Source organism: Lysinibacillus canaveralius (assembly GCF_047301505.1).
Classification (GTDB): Bacteria; Bacillota; Bacilli; order Bacillales_A; family Planococcaceae; genus Lysinibacillus_B.
On sequence record NZ_CP154840.1, the window covers coordinates 3,326,281 to 3,341,720 of the forward strand.

General features: G+C 42.0%; 17 protein-coding genes. 11 read left to right on the forward strand and 6 right to left on the reverse strand.

Annotated elements, in window-relative coordinates:
• The first annotated feature begins 93 nt into the window (after window positions 1–93).
• Window positions 94–1,284 carry an MFS transporter gene (locus AA0Y26_RS16935; protein ID WP_413363221.1) on the forward strand — a complete coding sequence of 397 codons (1,191 nt, stop codon included), beginning with the start codon at window positions 94–96 and terminating at the stop codon, window positions 1,282–1,284.
• 20 nt (window positions 1,285–1,304) lie between these two features.
• On the opposite strand, the gene AA0Y26_RS16940 is transcribed toward AA0Y26_RS16935, so the two are convergent.
• Both AA0Y26_RS16940 and AA0Y26_RS16945 read right to left on the reverse strand, forming a co-directional pair.
• Window positions 1,305–1,523: a hypothetical protein gene (locus AA0Y26_RS16940; RefSeq protein WP_413363222.1), complete on the reverse strand. Its 219-nt coding sequence runs from the start codon at window positions 1,521–1,523 to the stop codon at window positions 1,305–1,307.
• A 21-nt stretch (window positions 1,524–1,544) separates the two neighbouring features.
• A complete protein-coding gene (locus tag AA0Y26_RS16945) occupies window positions 1,545–2,132 on the reverse strand; it encodes a peptidylprolyl isomerase (RefSeq protein WP_413363223.1) in 588 nt (195 codons plus the stop codon).
• A gap of 284 nt (window positions 2,133–2,416) precedes the next feature.
• Between AA0Y26_RS16945 and AA0Y26_RS16950 the strand changes: the two genes are divergently transcribed.
• Together AA0Y26_RS16950 and AA0Y26_RS16955 are read left to right on the forward strand one after the other, a co-directional pair.
• Window positions 2,417–3,634 (forward strand): MFS transporter, encoded by a 1,218-nt coding sequence (locus AA0Y26_RS16950; protein ID WP_413363224.1) that lies wholly within the window; start codon window positions 2,417–2,419, stop codon window positions 3,632–3,634.
• 54 nt (window positions 3,635–3,688) lie between these two features.
• Window positions 3,689–5,539, forward strand: coding sequence for a transglycosylase domain-containing protein (locus AA0Y26_RS16955; protein WP_413363225.1), 1,851 nt, complete (start codon window positions 3,689–3,691; stop codon window positions 5,537–5,539).
• Between the two features lie 53 nt (window positions 5,540–5,592).
• Here the strand turns inward: AA0Y26_RS16955 and AA0Y26_RS16960 are convergent, their stop codons facing one another.
• Complete coding sequence (locus tag AA0Y26_RS16960; protein ID WP_413363226.1) at window positions 5,593–6,153, reverse strand: DUF5366 family protein; 561 nt, start codon at window positions 6,151–6,153, stop codon at window positions 5,593–5,595.
• A gap of 157 nt (window positions 6,154–6,310) precedes the next feature.
• Between AA0Y26_RS16960 and AA0Y26_RS16965 the strand changes: the two genes are divergently transcribed.
• The 7 genes from AA0Y26_RS16965 to mnhG are packed head-to-tail and all read left to right on the forward strand — an operon-like array spanning window position 6,311 to window position 12,069.
• Window positions 6,311–8,728, forward strand: coding sequence for a Na+/H+ antiporter subunit A (locus AA0Y26_RS16965; RefSeq protein WP_413363227.1), 2,418 nt, complete (start codon window positions 6,311–6,313; stop codon window positions 8,726–8,728).
• Window positions 8,715–9,137 carry a Na(+)/H(+) antiporter subunit B gene (locus AA0Y26_RS16970; protein ID WP_413363228.1) on the forward strand — a complete coding sequence of 141 codons (423 nt, stop codon included), beginning with the start codon at window positions 8,715–8,717 and terminating at the stop codon, window positions 9,135–9,137. Before AA0Y26_RS16965 ends, AA0Y26_RS16970 begins: the two co-directional genes overlap by 14 nt.
• A complete protein-coding gene (locus AA0Y26_RS16975) occupies window positions 9,137–9,478 on the forward strand; it encodes a Na(+)/H(+) antiporter subunit C (protein ID WP_413363229.1) in 342 nt (113 codons plus the stop codon). The genes AA0Y26_RS16970 and AA0Y26_RS16975 overlap by 1 nt, the downstream gene beginning before the upstream one ends.
• Window positions 9,471–10,958, forward strand: a complete 1,488-nt coding sequence (locus AA0Y26_RS16980) for a Na+/H+ antiporter subunit D (protein WP_413368267.1) — start codon at window positions 9,471–9,473, stop codon at window positions 10,956–10,958. Before AA0Y26_RS16975 ends, AA0Y26_RS16980 begins: the two co-directional genes overlap by 8 nt.
• A 1-nt stretch (window position 10,959) precedes the next feature.
• A complete protein-coding gene (locus AA0Y26_RS16985; protein ID WP_413363230.1) occupies window positions 10,960–11,439 on the forward strand; it encodes a Na+/H+ antiporter subunit E in 480 nt (159 codons plus the stop codon).
• Complete coding sequence (locus tag AA0Y26_RS16990; RefSeq protein ID WP_413363231.1) at window positions 11,436–11,717, forward strand: Na(+)/H(+) antiporter subunit F1; 282 nt, start codon at window positions 11,436–11,438, stop codon at window positions 11,715–11,717. Before AA0Y26_RS16985 ends, AA0Y26_RS16990 begins: the two co-directional genes overlap by 4 nt.
• Window positions 11,701–12,069 carry a monovalent cation/H(+) antiporter subunit G gene (mnhG, locus tag AA0Y26_RS16995; protein WP_413368269.1) on the forward strand — a complete coding sequence of 123 codons (369 nt, stop codon included), beginning with the start codon at window positions 11,701–11,703 and terminating at the stop codon, window positions 12,067–12,069. The genes AA0Y26_RS16990 and mnhG overlap by 17 nt, the downstream gene beginning before the upstream one ends.
• Before the next feature lie 38 nt (window positions 12,070–12,107).
• Here the strand turns inward: mnhG and AA0Y26_RS17000 are convergent, their stop codons facing one another.
• Window positions 12,108–12,332: a hypothetical protein gene (locus AA0Y26_RS17000; protein ID WP_413363232.1), complete on the reverse strand. Its 225-nt coding sequence runs from the start codon at window positions 12,330–12,332 to the stop codon at window positions 12,108–12,110.
• Window positions 12,333–12,794: 462 nt separating this feature from the next.
• The gene (locus AA0Y26_RS17005; RefSeq protein ID WP_413363233.1) at window positions 12,795–14,288 is read right to left on the reverse strand and encodes a leucyl aminopeptidase; all 1,494 of its coding nucleotides are present in this window, start codon (window positions 14,286–14,288) and stop codon (window positions 12,795–12,797) included.
• 138 nt (window positions 14,289–14,426) lie between these two features.
• On the opposite strand from AA0Y26_RS17005, the gene AA0Y26_RS17010 reads away from it, so the two are divergent.
• On the forward strand, window positions 14,427–14,915 hold the full coding sequence (locus tag AA0Y26_RS17010) for a divergent PAP2 family protein (RefSeq protein WP_413363234.1): 489 nt from the start codon (window positions 14,427–14,429) through the stop codon (window positions 14,913–14,915).
• A 163-nt stretch (window positions 14,916–15,078) separates the two neighbouring features.
• On the opposite strand, the gene AA0Y26_RS17015 is transcribed toward AA0Y26_RS17010, so the two are convergent.
• Entirely contained in the window at window positions 15,079–15,411 is a 333-nt protein-coding gene (locus AA0Y26_RS17015; protein ID WP_413363235.1) for a YuiB family protein, read from the reverse strand.
• Window positions 15,412–15,440 lie beyond the last annotated feature (29 nt).

Genomic DNA, 15,440 nt, shown 5'->3' on the forward strand with positions numbered 1-15,440 from the left:
CTTTATAATGTTTTGGATGTAAAGGAATTCTCGGTATAAGTATGACTCTATAAATCAGGTTAAAAAAGATAGACATTGCAGGGAGGGGTATCTATGAAGGGATATACACCAGAGAACCGTTCCTATTGGATGATTGTGCTGAGTTTGGGTCTTGCATCGATGTTCATTTTTGCGGTCATGTATTCAACTCAGCCTCTCCTTCCTCTCTTTACGGAAGAATTTCATATTTCTGTATCCGCAGCAAGCTTGACGATGTCTCTGCCGACTATCTCACTCATTGCTGGGCTGATTGTATTAGGATTTCTTTCCGATCGTCACGGGCGGGTTCTGTTTATTAAGCTATCTATTTTTCTGTCTCTTCTCACATTCTTTTGCATTCCCTTTGCACATTCATTTCCAATGATTGCTGTAATCCGTTTTGTACAGGGATTCATGCTTGCTGGTGTTCCGGCTGCCGCTCTTGCCTATATTGCAGAAGAAATTGATACAAAGCACAGTGCTTTAGTAACTGCCTTCTACATATCCTGCAATGCGCTTGGCGGAATGATTGGACGAGTTGTTACGGGTTATGTTTCAGAACATCAAACGTGGCAGCATGCAATCCTCTATTTAAGTGCCTTCGGTGTCCTAGTTCTTGTGTTCGTTTCTTTCTCTTTGCCGAAATCAAAGAATTTTGCACCAGGTGAACGAACGCTGCGCACAGATTTTCTTGGATTCTATCAGCATATGAAAAATCCTTTGCTGCTTCTGATGTTCGGGCTGGGTATTGCGTTACAGATGTCCTTCACTGGCATGTGGACATATTTACCATTTCATTTAACCGGACCGCCATATGGGATGCCGCTAGATTCCATTTCGTCTATTTATTTTGCTTACGGTTTCGGTATTATCGGTGCACCGACCGCCAGCTATCTATCAAACCGGTTTTCTTTATATTTTCTTCGCAATACAGCAATCATTGTACTATTGGCCGGGCTTGCGCTGACACTAAGCTCGTCTATACCAGGAGTCGTAGCTGGACTTTGCATTACATGCTTTGGGTTCTTTACAGCCCATTCTTTGACAGCAAGTACTGTTTCTTCTACGGCAGAGTCACAAAAAGGACTTGCCTCCAGCTTATACCTTGTATCCTATTACGTTGGAGTAGCAACAGGGAGTACACTTCTGAGTCCTATCTGGTCATCTTGGGGTTGGAATGGGCTCGTGATCTTTACCATAGCCGTTCCTTTCTTCTATACAATTTTTCTGCATTTTGCTATAAAAAAAGACAAGCCTGCAGTTTGAGGCTTGTCTTTTTCCTATGATTATTCCTTATCCTTCTGCATTCGTTTATCGCGTTCTGCTAATGCACGCTCTTCCAGCTGTTTTGCCTCTGCAGCTTGTTTCGCCGATTTTTTACGCAGCCATTTGAATAATAAAAAGACGACTACGAATAATAAAAGCATTTCAACAGCGGCCGGAATGTAGGTGGACTTATCTTCCGGAAAATATAGGAACCCCCAATTGAGGATCAAATTTTCCATAATCTCACACTTCTTTCGTTATTATTCAAAAACAGTGATCGATTCAATTTTAACATCTTCGTTTGGTTTGTCGCGCATATCACGGTCAACTTTCGCAATATTGTCAACAACATCCATGCCTTCGACTACTTGTCCGAATACAGTATGCTTGCCATCTAACCAAGGCGTACCGCCGTTCTTCTTGTAAAGATCTACTTCTTCTTTGCCCCAGCCGCGCACTTCCATTTGCTTCAGCATAGATACTTCTACTTGCGGAGCTTGCACGATGAAGAATTGAGAGCCGTTTGTGCCTGGTCCAGCATTCGCCATAGAAAGAGCTCCACGGATGTTTAATAATTCAGGAACACACTCATCTTCAAATGTACCGCCCCAAATTGATTCGCCGCCCATACCTGTGCCTGTTGGGTCGCCTCCTTGGATCATGAAGTTTGGAATGACACGGTGGAAAATAATACCGTCATAATAGCCTGACTTAGCATGACCTAAAAAGTTTTCTACTGTTTTTGGAGCCTGTTCCGGGAACAGTTTAATTTTTAATGACCCCATTGTTGTTTTCATTTCTACCAGTACTTCACCGGCATTTAATTCTTTTGTTAATTGTGGAAGCATACTTGTCTCTCCTTTAAATAAGTCTAGGTGTTTCTTACCTCGATTTAGTGTACCACACCTTGCTTTTTTTTTCCGCTTAGCTCTGCCGGAATTCAGGATTCATTTTCAATCTGCAACTTCTTTCGCAAGGATACAGATCATTTTATAAAAAGACGTATTAAAGTGCATGCACAATGGGTATGTAGGAAAAAGGTATTGAATCAAACAGAACATTTCCTTCGTCTCACGAAATAAGTTATACTAAATAGATGAAATTTTCACAAAAGATAGGAAGTAGAGATACAATGCAAACTAACAAACATAATTTTATCATCATATTTATTTCTAATTTTATTGTAGCCGCTTCTGCAACGATGATTATGCCTTTTCTTTCGCTTTATATAGATACGATGGGAGATTTTACTGAAAGTTACGTGCAGAAATGGGCAGGTCTTGTTTTCGCCGCTACTTTCATCACAGCATTCCTTATGTCTCCTATCTGGGGAAGAATTGCGGATAAATACGGCTATAAGCCAATCATGATTATTAATGCTTTCGGGATTGCAGCCAGCATTTTTCTTATGGGATACGTGCAAAATGTTGAGCAGTTTTTCCTTTTGAGACTATTCATGGGAGTAGTGACAGGTTTCATTCCTACCTCGATAGCCTTTATAAGTAAGCATACACCGAAGGAAGTAGCTGGTAAAACGCTTGGAACGCTGCAAATGGGCAGTGTCGGCGGGACACTTTTCGGTCCTGTCATCGGGGGAGCAATGGCAGATGCGGTAGGATTCAGTTATACATTTATTATCACTGCCATTACGATTGCCATTGCTGGTTTCTTAATTATTTTCAGCGTCCATGAGCCAAAAATAGAACGTAAGGTAAAGTCGGCTGTCTATTCCCGAAAAAACGTCGTTTGGGCAATTTTCCATCATCGGCTGATCTTGAATGTCATGATGGTGACCTCATTGATCCAAATCGGAAACTTTAGTATTCAGCCGCTCCTATCTCTATATGTATCCCACTTAACACCTGCTGAAGAGGTAGTACTGCTTGCAGGAATTACTTTTAGTGCAACGGGTCTTGGCAACATCTTGTTTGCCCGCTTCTGGGGGAAATTGAGCGACCGGGTCGGATATGAAAAAGTATTAAAATATTTACTCATCGCTTGTGTTGTATTCATCATTCCCCAAGCATTCGTTACTGCCCTTTGGCAGCTGATGGTGCTGCGCCTTCTGTTTGGTATAGTCGTTGGAGGCCTGGTCCCTATTACATCTGCCCTAATCCGGCGTGAAGCACCGATCGATGTACAAGGGGAAATTATGGGCTACAACCAAAGCTTCCGTTTCCTCGGAAATATTATAGGCCCTGTATTAGGCGGTGTTATAAGCGGGGCATGGGATATTCCAGCGGTCTTTTACTCGACTGGACTGCTCTTTTTCATCGCATTTGTCATCATCTATTTTATTCAGAAAATGCCAAAGCAGCATATGGATGATCTCCTTAAAAATCACGTATAACGAACAGTAAAACTATGGTATTCTTGCTATATGTGAACTGTTGGAGGAAAACATATGAAACAGATTTTCGGGTATTTCCTGATTCTTTGCTCCATACTTTTGCTGCTGCTTGTAGGGAATGAAGTATGGAAGGAAGTAGCCGCTGCGAAAGCACATGAGGAAAAAATAGAGGCATCTATCCACCTTCCGCAGATGCAGGCTCAGCTGCCTGTAACGCTGCTTGATAGTGAAGGTACGTTATTCAGCGAGGAATACGTCGAATGGCGTGAGCCGCTCAACTATGATGAATTTCCGCAAATTGTAAAAGATATATTTATCTATAGTGAAGATACTGCCTTTTTTCATCATATCGGCTTTGATGTAAGTGCCATTGCACGGGCTGTTATGGCTAACTCTGCTGAAAAATCCAGGCAGCAGGGCGGCAGTACGATTACCCAGCAGCTTGTGCGCATGCGCTATTTGTCCGAGGAAAAGACATATGAGCGCAAGCTGATGGAGTTATTTTATGCCTACGAGCTTGAACAGGTCTACGAGAAAGAAGAAATATTAGAGATGTATTTGAATGAAATATATTTTGGCCATCAAGTTTATGGCATTGCCAGTGCAGCTACCTACTACTTCGGCCGTCCGCTCGGTGAGTTGTCTGTAGCACAGCTGGCTTTCATTTCAGCCATCCCTAACAATCCTAGTCTTTACGACCCTGTAACGAAATTTGCCAATACAAAGGCACGGCAAGAACGCTTGCTTGATACGCTGGCTAAAAACAATATTATTTCTTCCGAAGAAGCGGCAGTTGCCAAACAACAGCCGATCGAACTGCATATCAAAAAGAAAATGCAGCATCACCCAGCCTATAGCACATATGTATTACAGGAGCTACGCTGGCTAGTGTCACATACAGAAGGATTTGATGAGCGTTTATCCAAAACGGATAATACGGAGGAACGCAATCTTATCTCGTTACAGTTGGATGCTCGTATTGATCAATTACTTGCAGGAGGTATTAATATTTACACTGCTCTTCTGCCTGAGAAACAGGCAGAAGATGAAGCAGCGGTGGATCAAATTCTTTCCCCCTATGATATTGAAGCAAGTGCCGTTATTATCGATAATGAAACACGTGAGATCGTTAGTATGTTTGCAGGTAAAAACTATGAAAAACTAAATCTGCATCGAGTCTACCAGACCCCTCGACAGCCGGGTTCTGCCTTCAAGCCGTTAATCGACTATGCGCCGGCTATTGAGCTGCTGGATTACACACCAGCATCGACAATCAGCGGTGCTCCCTACTGCCTGGGCAATTTTTGCCCGCAGAACTACGGCGGCGGTATATACGGAAATGTCTCGATTTCTACTGCCTTTAGCTGGAGCTATAACACTAGTGCCCTCCGCCTCTTAAATAAAGTTGGGCTGGAGCAAGCATTTGGATATATTGACCGCTTTAATTTCCGGTCAATTGTCGAAGAGGACCGTAACTACTCTGCAGCACTTGGCGGGTTGACCTATGGTGTAACTTCATTGGAGATGGCTGATGCTTATACAAGCTTTATAGATGGTAGTTATTTACCGGCAAGGGCCATTCGGAAAGTGACAGATTTAGAGGGAAATATCCTTTATGAATGGCCGGATGAGCGTGATGTCATTTGGTCGACGAAAACGGTACGGCATATGCGGACTCTTTTATCCGATGTTGTCCGGAAAGGTACGGGGGCGGGCCTGTCTACGAATACCTCCTACATTGGAGCCAAAACAGGTACGACAAATGACTATAAGGATTTCTGGCTGGCCGGTTTGACAGAAAATTATACAACCGCTGTCTGGATTGGCTACGATGAACCTCGTAATATGCAAAATCTCGAAAAGTACCGAATTCATTTTAAAATATTCAATGCTATCATGGATTAAAGAAGGATCACCATTAACTGGTGATCCTCTTTTCATATGTAAAGGTATTTGGTCTATACAAACGGCAAGCTTGCAATAATGCCGTTATATAGCTTGATAATTATGTATAGTATCGTAGTACTAAATAATACCCAAAATAGTATTTCAAAAAAGATCAGCCCAATTAAGCCTGTCATATTCATAAAAAAGCTCATTTTATAAATCGTATACACAAAATAAACCGCTACAGTCAATGCAGCTACAGCGAGCAGTACAATGGCCGATTGAATACCAAAAGCAGACAGCAGTGCTCCAATGAAAAAGATGACATACCCTCCGCGTGCTGCGCTCATTGTCTCCCCTTTATAATCTTTCGAAAAGAAAAGCATGCCTAATTCATGGACAGTCTCTCCGATTAACTTAAGGGCGGAAAATAGCATAAAAAAGCCAAGAGAAAATAGAATTAGTAAAAACACTTTTAACTCCATCTCCGACAAAAATTCGCGCATGCCGGCATATACACCGATTCCCTGCAAGATCCCCATTGATTCTGTCACTACATAAATGCCAAATGTCAAACTAAAAAGCAAAATCGTAAAAAGCGGTAGATAGCCATATAAATATGGATTTTTCATAATTTTTTTTACCCCATTTTTCTTTATTCCTACATATTTAATAATACTGAAAAAACCCCGCTCTTATCAACTCCTGTAAGAGATTACAGGTATGCATCTGCCTTTGAAGTACGTTATAATTGTGCTATTGAGAAAATATTTTTTGAAAGGAGGCGCGGTGATGCAAGTGCTTGCCATATTCATCCCGATTATTGCAGCAATTTTGTTGCCTTTTTTATTTAAGCAAATTCGGGCCATACATACGGGATGGTTTGTATTGTTAGTCCCCCTTGCTTTACTCGGCTATTATATCTCGTTCATCAAGCAAACGATTAATGGAGAGTCTGCCGTTGCGGTTATGGAGTGGATTCCCTCTCTCGATATTTCGTTCAGTTCTTATTTGGACGGATTGAGTGTACTCTTTTCCATCCTGATAACAGGAATCGGCTCGTTAGTTGTTCTTTATTCTATTTTCTATTTGGATAAAACAAAGGAGCAGCTACACAACTTTTATGTTTATTTATTAATGTTTATGACGGCAATGCTTGGGGTCGTTCAATCCGACCATGTCATTACTCTTTATCTATTCTGGGAGTTGACTTCCATTTCATCCTTCCTGTTGATTGGGTACTGGTTCAATCGCGATAAGTCTCGTTTCGGTGCTTTAAAATCGATGATGATTACAGTTGCCGGCGGATTGATGATGCTTGGCGGTTTCGTTCTTCTATCACTGATGGGCGGCACATTCTCCATCCGGGAGTTAATTGTTCAGGCACCTAGCATAGCTTCACATGATTATTTTGTACTTGCGCTTGTATTAATTTTACTAGGAGCATTTACAAAATCTGCGCAGTTCCCGTTCTATATTTGGCTGCCAGATGCAATGGAGGCGCCCACACCTGTTTCTGCTTACCTTCATTCAGCCACAATGGTAAAAGCCGGAATCTATTTAGTAGCGCGCTTTACACCAATTTTTGCCCTTTCTGAAGTATGGGTTTGGCTTGTTGCCGGTATTGGATTACTTACTTTGCTTTGGGGCTCCCTGTTTGCCTCTAAGCAGACCGATTTAAAAGGGATTTTAGCCTTCTCCACCGTAAGTCAGCTTGGCCTTATTATGTCGCTTTTAGGTGTAGCAGCAATGGCTTTCCATGTAGAAGATGCAGCAGGCACGGTCTTTAAATACGCCGCATTTGCAGCAATCTTCCATTTGATTAACCACGCCACATTTAAAGGAAGTCTGTTCATGATTGCCGGGATTGTAGATCATGAGACAGGGACCAGAGATATTAGAAAATTGGGCGGACTAATGAGCCTTATGCCGGTCAGCTTTACAGTAGCATTAATCGGCAGCTTTTCTATGGCAGGTCTTCCGCCATTTAACGGCTTCTTGAGTAAGGAAATGTTTTTGACGGGCATGCTTTCAGTGAAAGAATTTGGCCTATTCAACTTCGAAACATTCGGCATATTATTCCCGATTATTGCTTGGGTGGCAAGCGTATTCACGTTTGTGTATAGCTTTTACTTTGTGTTTAAAACGTTTACTGGAAAATTACAAGCGGCGGAATTACCAAAAAAACCACATGAAGCACCGGTTGGTATGCTCGTTTCTCCAGTCATTCTAGCAACCCTTGTCGTTGTAATCTTTTTCATCCCAAACCTAATAGGCGATCTATTTGTGAAACCTGCTGTTGCAGTAATTCAGCCGTTTTTATATTCTTCGCCTGATGAAGTGAATATTGCAGTACATGCATGGCACGGATTCCAGCCCGAGTTCTGGATGACAGTCGGCGTAGTTGCAGTTGGTTTACTATTGTTCCTTGTGCTTCCTAAGTGGCAAAAAGTTTATCGTATTATTCCGGACTGGCTGTCGCTAAATAAACTGTATGATTTTATGATGAATACGGTACTGGATACGTTAATGGAGCGTTTCTCAAACCTTTATATGACAGGGTCGATTCGGAAATATTTGACATACATGTTTGCTGCCATCGTCAGTATTGTTATTGGGACGCTTTTCATCAAAGATGCATTTGCTTTATCTTTTGAAAACGTTTCCCCAATTGCAATCTATGATATTACCCTGATTGCTGTATTAGTAATAGGGACGCTCACTACCCTGTTTGCAAAATCTCGCATTACAGCGATTGTTGGGCTGGGGGCAGTCGGCTATACAGTGGCCCTATTCTTTGTCATTTTCAACGCACCTGATCTTGCATTGACACAGCTGGTCATCGAAACGATTTCCGTTGCATTGTTCCTGATGGCTTTCTATCATTTACCGAAGCTTGGACGTGTGGAAGAACGGATGCGCTTCCAAGTGGGACGTGCGGTCATTGCAATTGGTGTCGGTGCTATGGTGACGTTACTGGCGTTATCTGCGCATTCACAAAAATTAGTTGAATCTATTTCCGGTTACTATAAGGAAACGGTGTATTCCCTTGCTGGAGGGGGCAATATCGTAAACGTTATTCTAGTAGACTATCGAGGATTTGATACATTATTTGAAATTACGGTGCTTGGTATTGCCGGTATGGGTATTTATGCCATGATTAAGCTTCGTTTGAGCAGAAAGGAGAAAAGTAATGAGAACGAATAATTTAATTCTTCAATTCACTTCTAAATTCGTGTTCTTCATCATTTTCTTCTTCGCTGTCCATATTTTCTTTGCAGGGCATTATACACCAGGAGGAGGATTTGTAGGCGGTCTATTAATGTCAAGTGCGATTGTTCTTCTCGTAATTGCTTATGATTTGAAAACCGTACAGATGATTCTACCGGTGAACTATATGTATATGACGGCAGCCGGATTAATTTTGGCAGTAGGAACGGCCGCTTTTCCGATGTTTAAGGGAAAACCTTTCTTTACTCACTTTTTTGATTATTTCTACTTGCCGCTGATTGGAAAGACATCGCTTCATACTGCAGCTTTGTTTGACCTTGGTGTATTTCTCGTTGTTGTCGGTGTGACGATGACCATTATTCAAACGATAGGAGAGGATGAATAATGGAAATTGTAATGGCTTTTGTCTGCGGATTCCTATTCATGGCCGCAATTTATTTAATCTTATCCCGCTCCCTTTTGCGGATTATTATCGGTACTGGACTTTTGAGTCACGGTGCACATCTGCTCATTTTGACGATGGGTGGTCTTGGAGGAGAAAGTCCTCCCGTGCTAGGAGAGGGTGTAACGGACTATGCAGACCCTCTGCCACAAGCACTAATCTTAACAGCGATTGTTATTTCATTTGGAGTGACGGCGTTCTTCCTCGTACTTGCCTACCGCGCTTATCAAGAGCTTGGAACGGATGATACGACTAAGATGAAAGGAAGTGATGAAGATGACTAACTTCCTGTTAATTCCGATCCTTATCCCATTTTTCATGGGAATGGTCCTAATGTTTTTACACAAGAATGTCCGACTACAGCGGATTCTTTCCTTACTGACGCTTTTCTGCGCAGCATTCGTGGCGTTTCTTGTTATGGTGAAGGTAAAAGATGAAGGGATACAATCTGTAACATTCGGGAACTGGCCGGTACCTTATGGCATTACGATGGTAGCTGATGGTATGTCTTCATTGCTGGTGTTCACTACTTTCGTACTTGGATTTTTCATCGTTTGGTACGGCTTCGAATCCATCGGCCGTGAACGGGAAAAGTTTTTCTACTACCCTGGCCTCATGTTCATTTTAACTGGGGTAACAGGCGCCTTTACAACAGGCGATATTTTTAACTTGTTTGTATTCTTTGAAGTCCTCTTAATGTCTTCCTATCTGCTGATTGTACTAGGCGGGGAGAAAGGACAGCTTCGAGAGTCCATCAAATACATTTTAGTTAACGTCATTTCCTCCGCTTTATTCGTTATTGCGGTAGCTTATTTATATTCTGTTGTAGGAACATTAAGCATGGCAGATATTTCAGTGAAAATTGCTGAAATTAATCAGCCTGGCATCATTACGACAATTGCTGTTCTGTTCTTGCTCGTATTCGGATTGAAGGCAGCGATTTTCCCGCTTTATTTCTGGCTGCCAAGCTCATATGGAGCAGCCCCTATCCCTGTTCTTGCATTGTTCGGTGCATTGCTTACAAAGGTCGGGGTCTATGCGATTATGCGTACATACACGCTCTTTTTCGTACATGATGTTTCGTATACACATGAGATCCTGCTGATTTTAGCCGTTTTAACAATTTTGGCAGGATGCATTGGTGCACTTGCTACATTTAATGTAAAACAAATTATTATCTATAACATTGTGATAGCCGTCGGAGTCATCTTATTCGGTGCTGCACAAATGAACGAAATTGGACTAGAGGGAGCTCTCTTCTATCTTGTCCACGATATGATTATTAAGGCAGTTTTGTTCATGCTGGTTGGTTTGGTTATCTATGTCACCGGCACTTCGAATTTGCGTAAAATGGGCGGCTTAATGAAAACATACCCTGCGCTTGGGTGGTTCTATTTAATCGCTGCTTTCGGTCTTGCTGGCATCCCGCCCTTAAGCGGGTTCGTAGGCAAACTGCTAATTGTGCAGGGTGGTTTTGAAGCAGGCAATATTTGGAGCAGCATTTTTCTGCTAGCCTCAAGCTTGATTGTATTGCTGTCGGTGATCCGTATCTTTATTTATGCATTTTGGGGTGAAGAAGGAGAACGCGCTGCTGTGGAAAAGCACCGCTATAACCGCATGTTCTTCCCAACTGCCATACTTGTTATTATATCCGTTGCCTACGGGGTCGGTTCGGAATGGCTCGTCCCGTTTATGGATAATGCGGCGAAAATTCTAGTTGATCCAAGCATATATGTAGATGCAGTCATGAAAGGAGGAGAATAGATTGGCCTTTCAAATTCTGCTTAACTTCTCCTTAGCATTTCTATGGATGTTTCTATCCACGAATTTTAGTGCCAATGGATTCCTAATCGGCTTTCTGCTGGGAGCTTTAGCGCTGGTCATGATGCGGCGTTTCTTCAAAAGCCGGCTTTATCTTGAAAGGGTTTGGGCGATCATTAAATTAGTGCTGCTGTTCCTAAAAGAGCTTATTCTTGCGAATATTGCTGTATTAAAAGTCGTATTAAAACCAAAAATGGATATGCAGCCGGCTTTTTTCAAGTATGAAACAGCATTAATTGAAGAATGGGAGCTTACACTTTTATCCAGTTTGATTACCCTTACGCCTGGAACGGTTGTTGTTCATATTTCCGATGATAATAAATATTTATATATTCACGCGATCGATGCGGCAGATATAGATGAAACGATTGCATCGATACGCGATTCATTCGAAAAAGCTATTCTGGAGGTGAGCCGTGCATGACATACTTTATTTGGGGCTCAATCGTCCTCATTACACTCTCAATGATTGTCATTATCTATCGTCTAGTAAAGGGACCTGACGCTTCTGACAGGGTCATCTCTCTGGATACAATCGGTGTCTGCCTTATTTCACTAGTAGGCTTGTTCTCCATCATGGTAGAAACAAGCTATTTCCTAGAAATTATTTTACTGCTGGCGATCTTATCATTCATCGGTACAGTTGCTTTCTCTAAATTCATAGAGAAAGGAGATATCATTGAACGTGACAATTCTCGCTAACGTATTGATTGTTTTCTTTATAGCAGTCGGCGTGTTATTTATCGTCGTCACAGCCATTGGGTTATTTCGATTGCCTGACCTTTATACACGAGCTCATGCAGCCTCTAAAAGCGCCACACTGGGGGTTATGTGTATTTTAATCGGTGTGTTCCTGCATTTTTGGCTTATTGAGGATCATTTCAATGCCCGTATTTTATTAGGGATTCTCTTCATCTTTATTACGGGTCCTGTTGGAGGCCATATTATGAGCCGCTCCTCTTACATTGCTGGGGTAAGACCTTGGAGTGGGACAACACATGATGATTTAGAAGAAGAAATTAACCGCATGAAAAAAGAACAAGGCATTAAGTAAGAAGAGCACAAATCCACCAAAGGCGGATTTGTGCTTTTTTAATATGGTCTATATGGCTGGTATGGATATGGGTACGGATACGGGTATGGATATGGATATGGGTTCCCGTAATATGGATATGGTCGGTAATTTGGTACAAACGCACTTCCAAGGACCCCTCCTAAGAAGCCGCCTAAGAATGGTCCTCCAAAATTGCCAAAGCCTGGGCCTCCATATGGTCCTCCATACGGGCGGCCGGGCCCCCTACCGTAAAATCTTGCCATAGAATCCCTCCTCTATTGTAGAGTATGAGAAAAGAACCGTTCTATATTGGTATTTGCCCAAAGAGCAGGATGATAAAATGTTGTTCTGGCATAATTCAAGATATGAATAATTGCTCTCTTACTTAAAAGCTATTCCCAAGATGGATTTCCTTTTATTAAAATAAATGCTGCTTTCCAGTGATAATTGCCGGATATCCCTACTGCTCCTCATAAATCATAGCCCTTTTCCTAGAAGAAATAGCGATCATTCCAAAAAGTGCAGGATATATCGGCGGCTCCATATTGATAATCCAGTTAGCTTATCTGCCTGAAAGAAATATTAAAAAGTTGAAATAAAGAGGAATGGCTTCATGCTGTTGAAACCCTTCTTTTTGTCTCCCAATTATCAGGATCATCGTTTTTTATGAACCCAATATAAAACGGTTTCCCATCTTAAATCGGGAAACCGCCTTTTGATACTACTTAAAATTGTTCAACAAACGCTGCTAACGTACGTACCATGACTCCAGTACCGCCTTTTGGTCCTAAATCATGAGACCCGGAAGCATCTGATGTGCCGGCAATATCAAGATGAATCCACGGTGTATCTTCCGCGAATTCGCCAACAAAGCCGCCGCCAAAGATCATATGTCCGTCACGGCCAGGTGAATTATTTAAATCTGCCAGATCTGATTTACGGATACGCTTTTTATCTTTTTCCGTTAATGGAAGACGCCATACGAACTCTCCTGTTTCAACTGCAGCCTCCATGAAGCTCTCAAAGAACTCTTCATTGTTTGTTAAGGCACCTGTTTTATCCATGCCAAGCGCTACAATGACTCCACCTGTTAACGTAGCAACATCAATCAGGTAATTTGCTCCCTGCTGCTTTGCATACGTCATAGCATCAGCCAATACAAGACGTCCTTCCGCATCCGTATTCAGCACTTCTACTGTTTTACCACTGTAAGTTGTAATCACATCATCCGGCTTAAAGGCAGTGCCTGACACCATATTGTCTGTAGAACCGATAACTGCTACTACATTACGGTTAGGTCGTGTCTCGCCAATGATTTTCATCGCTCCAAGGACTGCTGCCGCTCCGCCCATATCGCCCTTCATCCCGACCATGCTTTCACGCGGTTTTAAAGAATAGCCGCCGGTATCGTATGTCACACCTTTTCCAACAAAGCCGACAACATCTTCCCAGCTATCCTTTGCTTTATATTTCAACGTAATCATACGCGGTTCTTCTACAGAGCCTTGGTTTACGCTTAAAATACCGCCCATCCCTAACTCTTCCAGCTGTGCCTTATCAAGAATTTCTACTTCGAAATCATACTGCTTGGCCAGCTCTACTGCATAGTCTGCAAGATCTGTTGCTGTCAAAAGATTTGGCGGTAAATTAATAAGGCTACGTGCTTCATTTACTGCTTCTGCATAAATACGTCCTACATCAAAGCTTGATGCCACTTCTTCCATATCTGCCTGTGTCACAAGTTCTACACGATCAAGATATGTATCGATTTCGTTAGAAGACGTTTTGTAATTCGGTACTGTATAGAAGCCCATGCCGATGCCTTCAGCAGCCAGGAATGCAACATCCGTTTCTTCTAATACCGGTGTCACAAACGAATCCAGCCAAATGGCATAGTCGTTCACCTTTAGTGATTTCAGTTCCTTCCCTACTAGACCGAACGCTTCTCGCAGCTCTTCTTCCGTTAATGATTTCCCTTCTCCAAGCCCTATAAATACCACTCGCTTAAGCTTTTCATTTGCCGTTGCTACCGGAAACTTCGTCAATTTCTTCCTGTCGGAACTAATTTCCCCTGTCCGAATCCACTCTTCTAGGGCCGAGTCAAAAAAGCCACCAAACTCATCCCAATTTTTCATCTGTTCACGGTGTTTTTGAACACCAACGATGATTGTTCCTGCTGAAATTGTTTCGAATGTTCTGTTTTCTGTTTCGATTTTCATGCTACTGCCTCCTAAATGTTTTATCCATCCTATTATACCTCTATTCTATTACTTCGGATAACGAAATTCATAATTTTTCACCATTTTCAAAATATGTTATGATGATGGCAACTATCCATAGGGAAGGAACGATGGTTAATGGTCTTGCTGGAAAATACACCTCTTGTTTTAAGCTTATTAGCAATCCTTTTTGCCCAAATCCTAAAAGTACCCGTCCATTTAATTATGACGAGAAAATTGGATTGGTCACTTCTTACCTCTACAGGCGGTATGCCTAGCTCCCATTCAGCGGCCGTTACCAGCTTAGCTACGGCAGTCGGCTTTGAAGCAGGATTTGATACACCTCTATTTGCGGTTGCAGCCATGTTTGCTTCGATTGTCATGTACGATGCGAGCGGCATCCGTTATCAGGCTGGACAACATGCAGCTGCATTAAATGAAATCCGCCGTGATTTACAAATTTTTTTCCGTGACATCAAACGCTGGCCTAATATGAATGAAGAAGAAAAAATTGAGGAATTAAAAACCCTGCTCGGTCACAAAAGAAGCGAAGTGCTGGCAGGAGCACTCGCAGGTATTTTCTTTAGCTGCGCCGTTTATTCTATACTCCTCCATTATTTTAAATAAGGCTTTATCACACAATCTGCTCTCACAAATTCAGCAAGTAAAAAATCCTTATGATCCTAGGTTCACTTTTCCTTATAGGTAAAACCTCTTCCTCCATCTATTTCATTGAAAAAGCGCACCTCGCTGAGCAAGGTGCGCCTCTTTCGTTACTTTATGATGCATGTTAGAACATTCTATATCCCGCTTTACGTAAGTAAATCATAACAATACCCGCTACAATCGCCCCGGCAAAACCACCGGATAAAATTAAGATATCTACAATTTGTAATGCCTGAAGTTTGTCCATCAGTGCTGGGAAAGCTGTGCCTGGCTTGAAGATATAATCTAGGAAGCTCACTCCTTCTTCATCCACTATAAAGACAACAACAACCGGATACACAATGGCCATCAGCCATGTCATACGCAGCAGCATATTCAGCAAAAAGCCGATTCCGAAGAACATAACGAAAAAGAGTACGACCGAAATAATTAATTGGACTAAAGAAACATCATTCATTCTATGTAAACCCTCCAGTTTTCCTTACA

Coding starts and splice junctions, on each gene's coding strand:
- AA0Y26_RS16980 (WP_413368267.1), top strand. CDS start 9,471: ATGACTAACTTCCTGTTAATTCCGATCCTTATCCCATTTTTCATGGGA.
- AA0Y26_RS17005 (WP_413363233.1), bottom strand. CDS start 14,288: ATGAAAATCGAAACAGAAAACAGAACATTCGAAACAATTTCAGCAGGA.
- AA0Y26_RS16945 (WP_413363223.1), bottom strand. CDS start 2,132: ATGCTTCCACAATTAACAAAAGAATTAAATGCCGGTGAAGTACTGGTA.
- AA0Y26_RS17015 (WP_413363235.1), bottom strand. CDS start 15,411: ATGAATGATGTTTCTTTAGTCCAATTAATTATTTCGGTCGTACTCTTT.
- AA0Y26_RS16990 (WP_413363231.1), top strand. CDS start 11,436: ATGACATACTTTATTTGGGGCTCAATCGTCCTCATTACACTCTCAATG.
- AA0Y26_RS16935 (WP_413363221.1), top strand. CDS start 94: ATGAAGGGATATACACCAGAGAACCGTTCCTATTGGATGATTGTGCTG.
- AA0Y26_RS16970 (WP_413363228.1), top strand. CDS start 8,715: ATGAGAACGAATAATTTAATTCTTCAATTCACTTCTAAATTCGTGTTC.
- AA0Y26_RS16950 (WP_413363224.1), top strand. CDS start 2,417: ATGCAAACTAACAAACATAATTTTATCATCATATTTATTTCTAATTTT.
- AA0Y26_RS16960 (WP_413363226.1), bottom strand. CDS start 6,153: ATGAAAAATCCATATTTATATGGCTATCTACCGCTTTTTACGATTTTG.
- AA0Y26_RS17010 (WP_413363234.1), top strand. CDS start 14,427: ATGGTCTTGCTGGAAAATACACCTCTTGTTTTAAGCTTATTAGCAATC.
- AA0Y26_RS16940 (WP_413363222.1), bottom strand. CDS start 1,523: ATGGAAAATTTGATCCTCAATTGGGGGTTCCTATATTTTCCGGAAGAT.
- AA0Y26_RS16955 (WP_413363225.1), top strand. CDS start 3,689: ATGAAACAGATTTTCGGGTATTTCCTGATTCTTTGCTCCATACTTTTG.
- AA0Y26_RS16975 (WP_413363229.1), top strand. CDS start 9,137: ATGGAAATTGTAATGGCTTTTGTCTGCGGATTCCTATTCATGGCCGCA.
- AA0Y26_RS17000 (WP_413363232.1), bottom strand. CDS start 12,332: ATGGCAAGATTTTACGGTAGGGGGCCCGGCCGCCCGTATGGAGGACCA.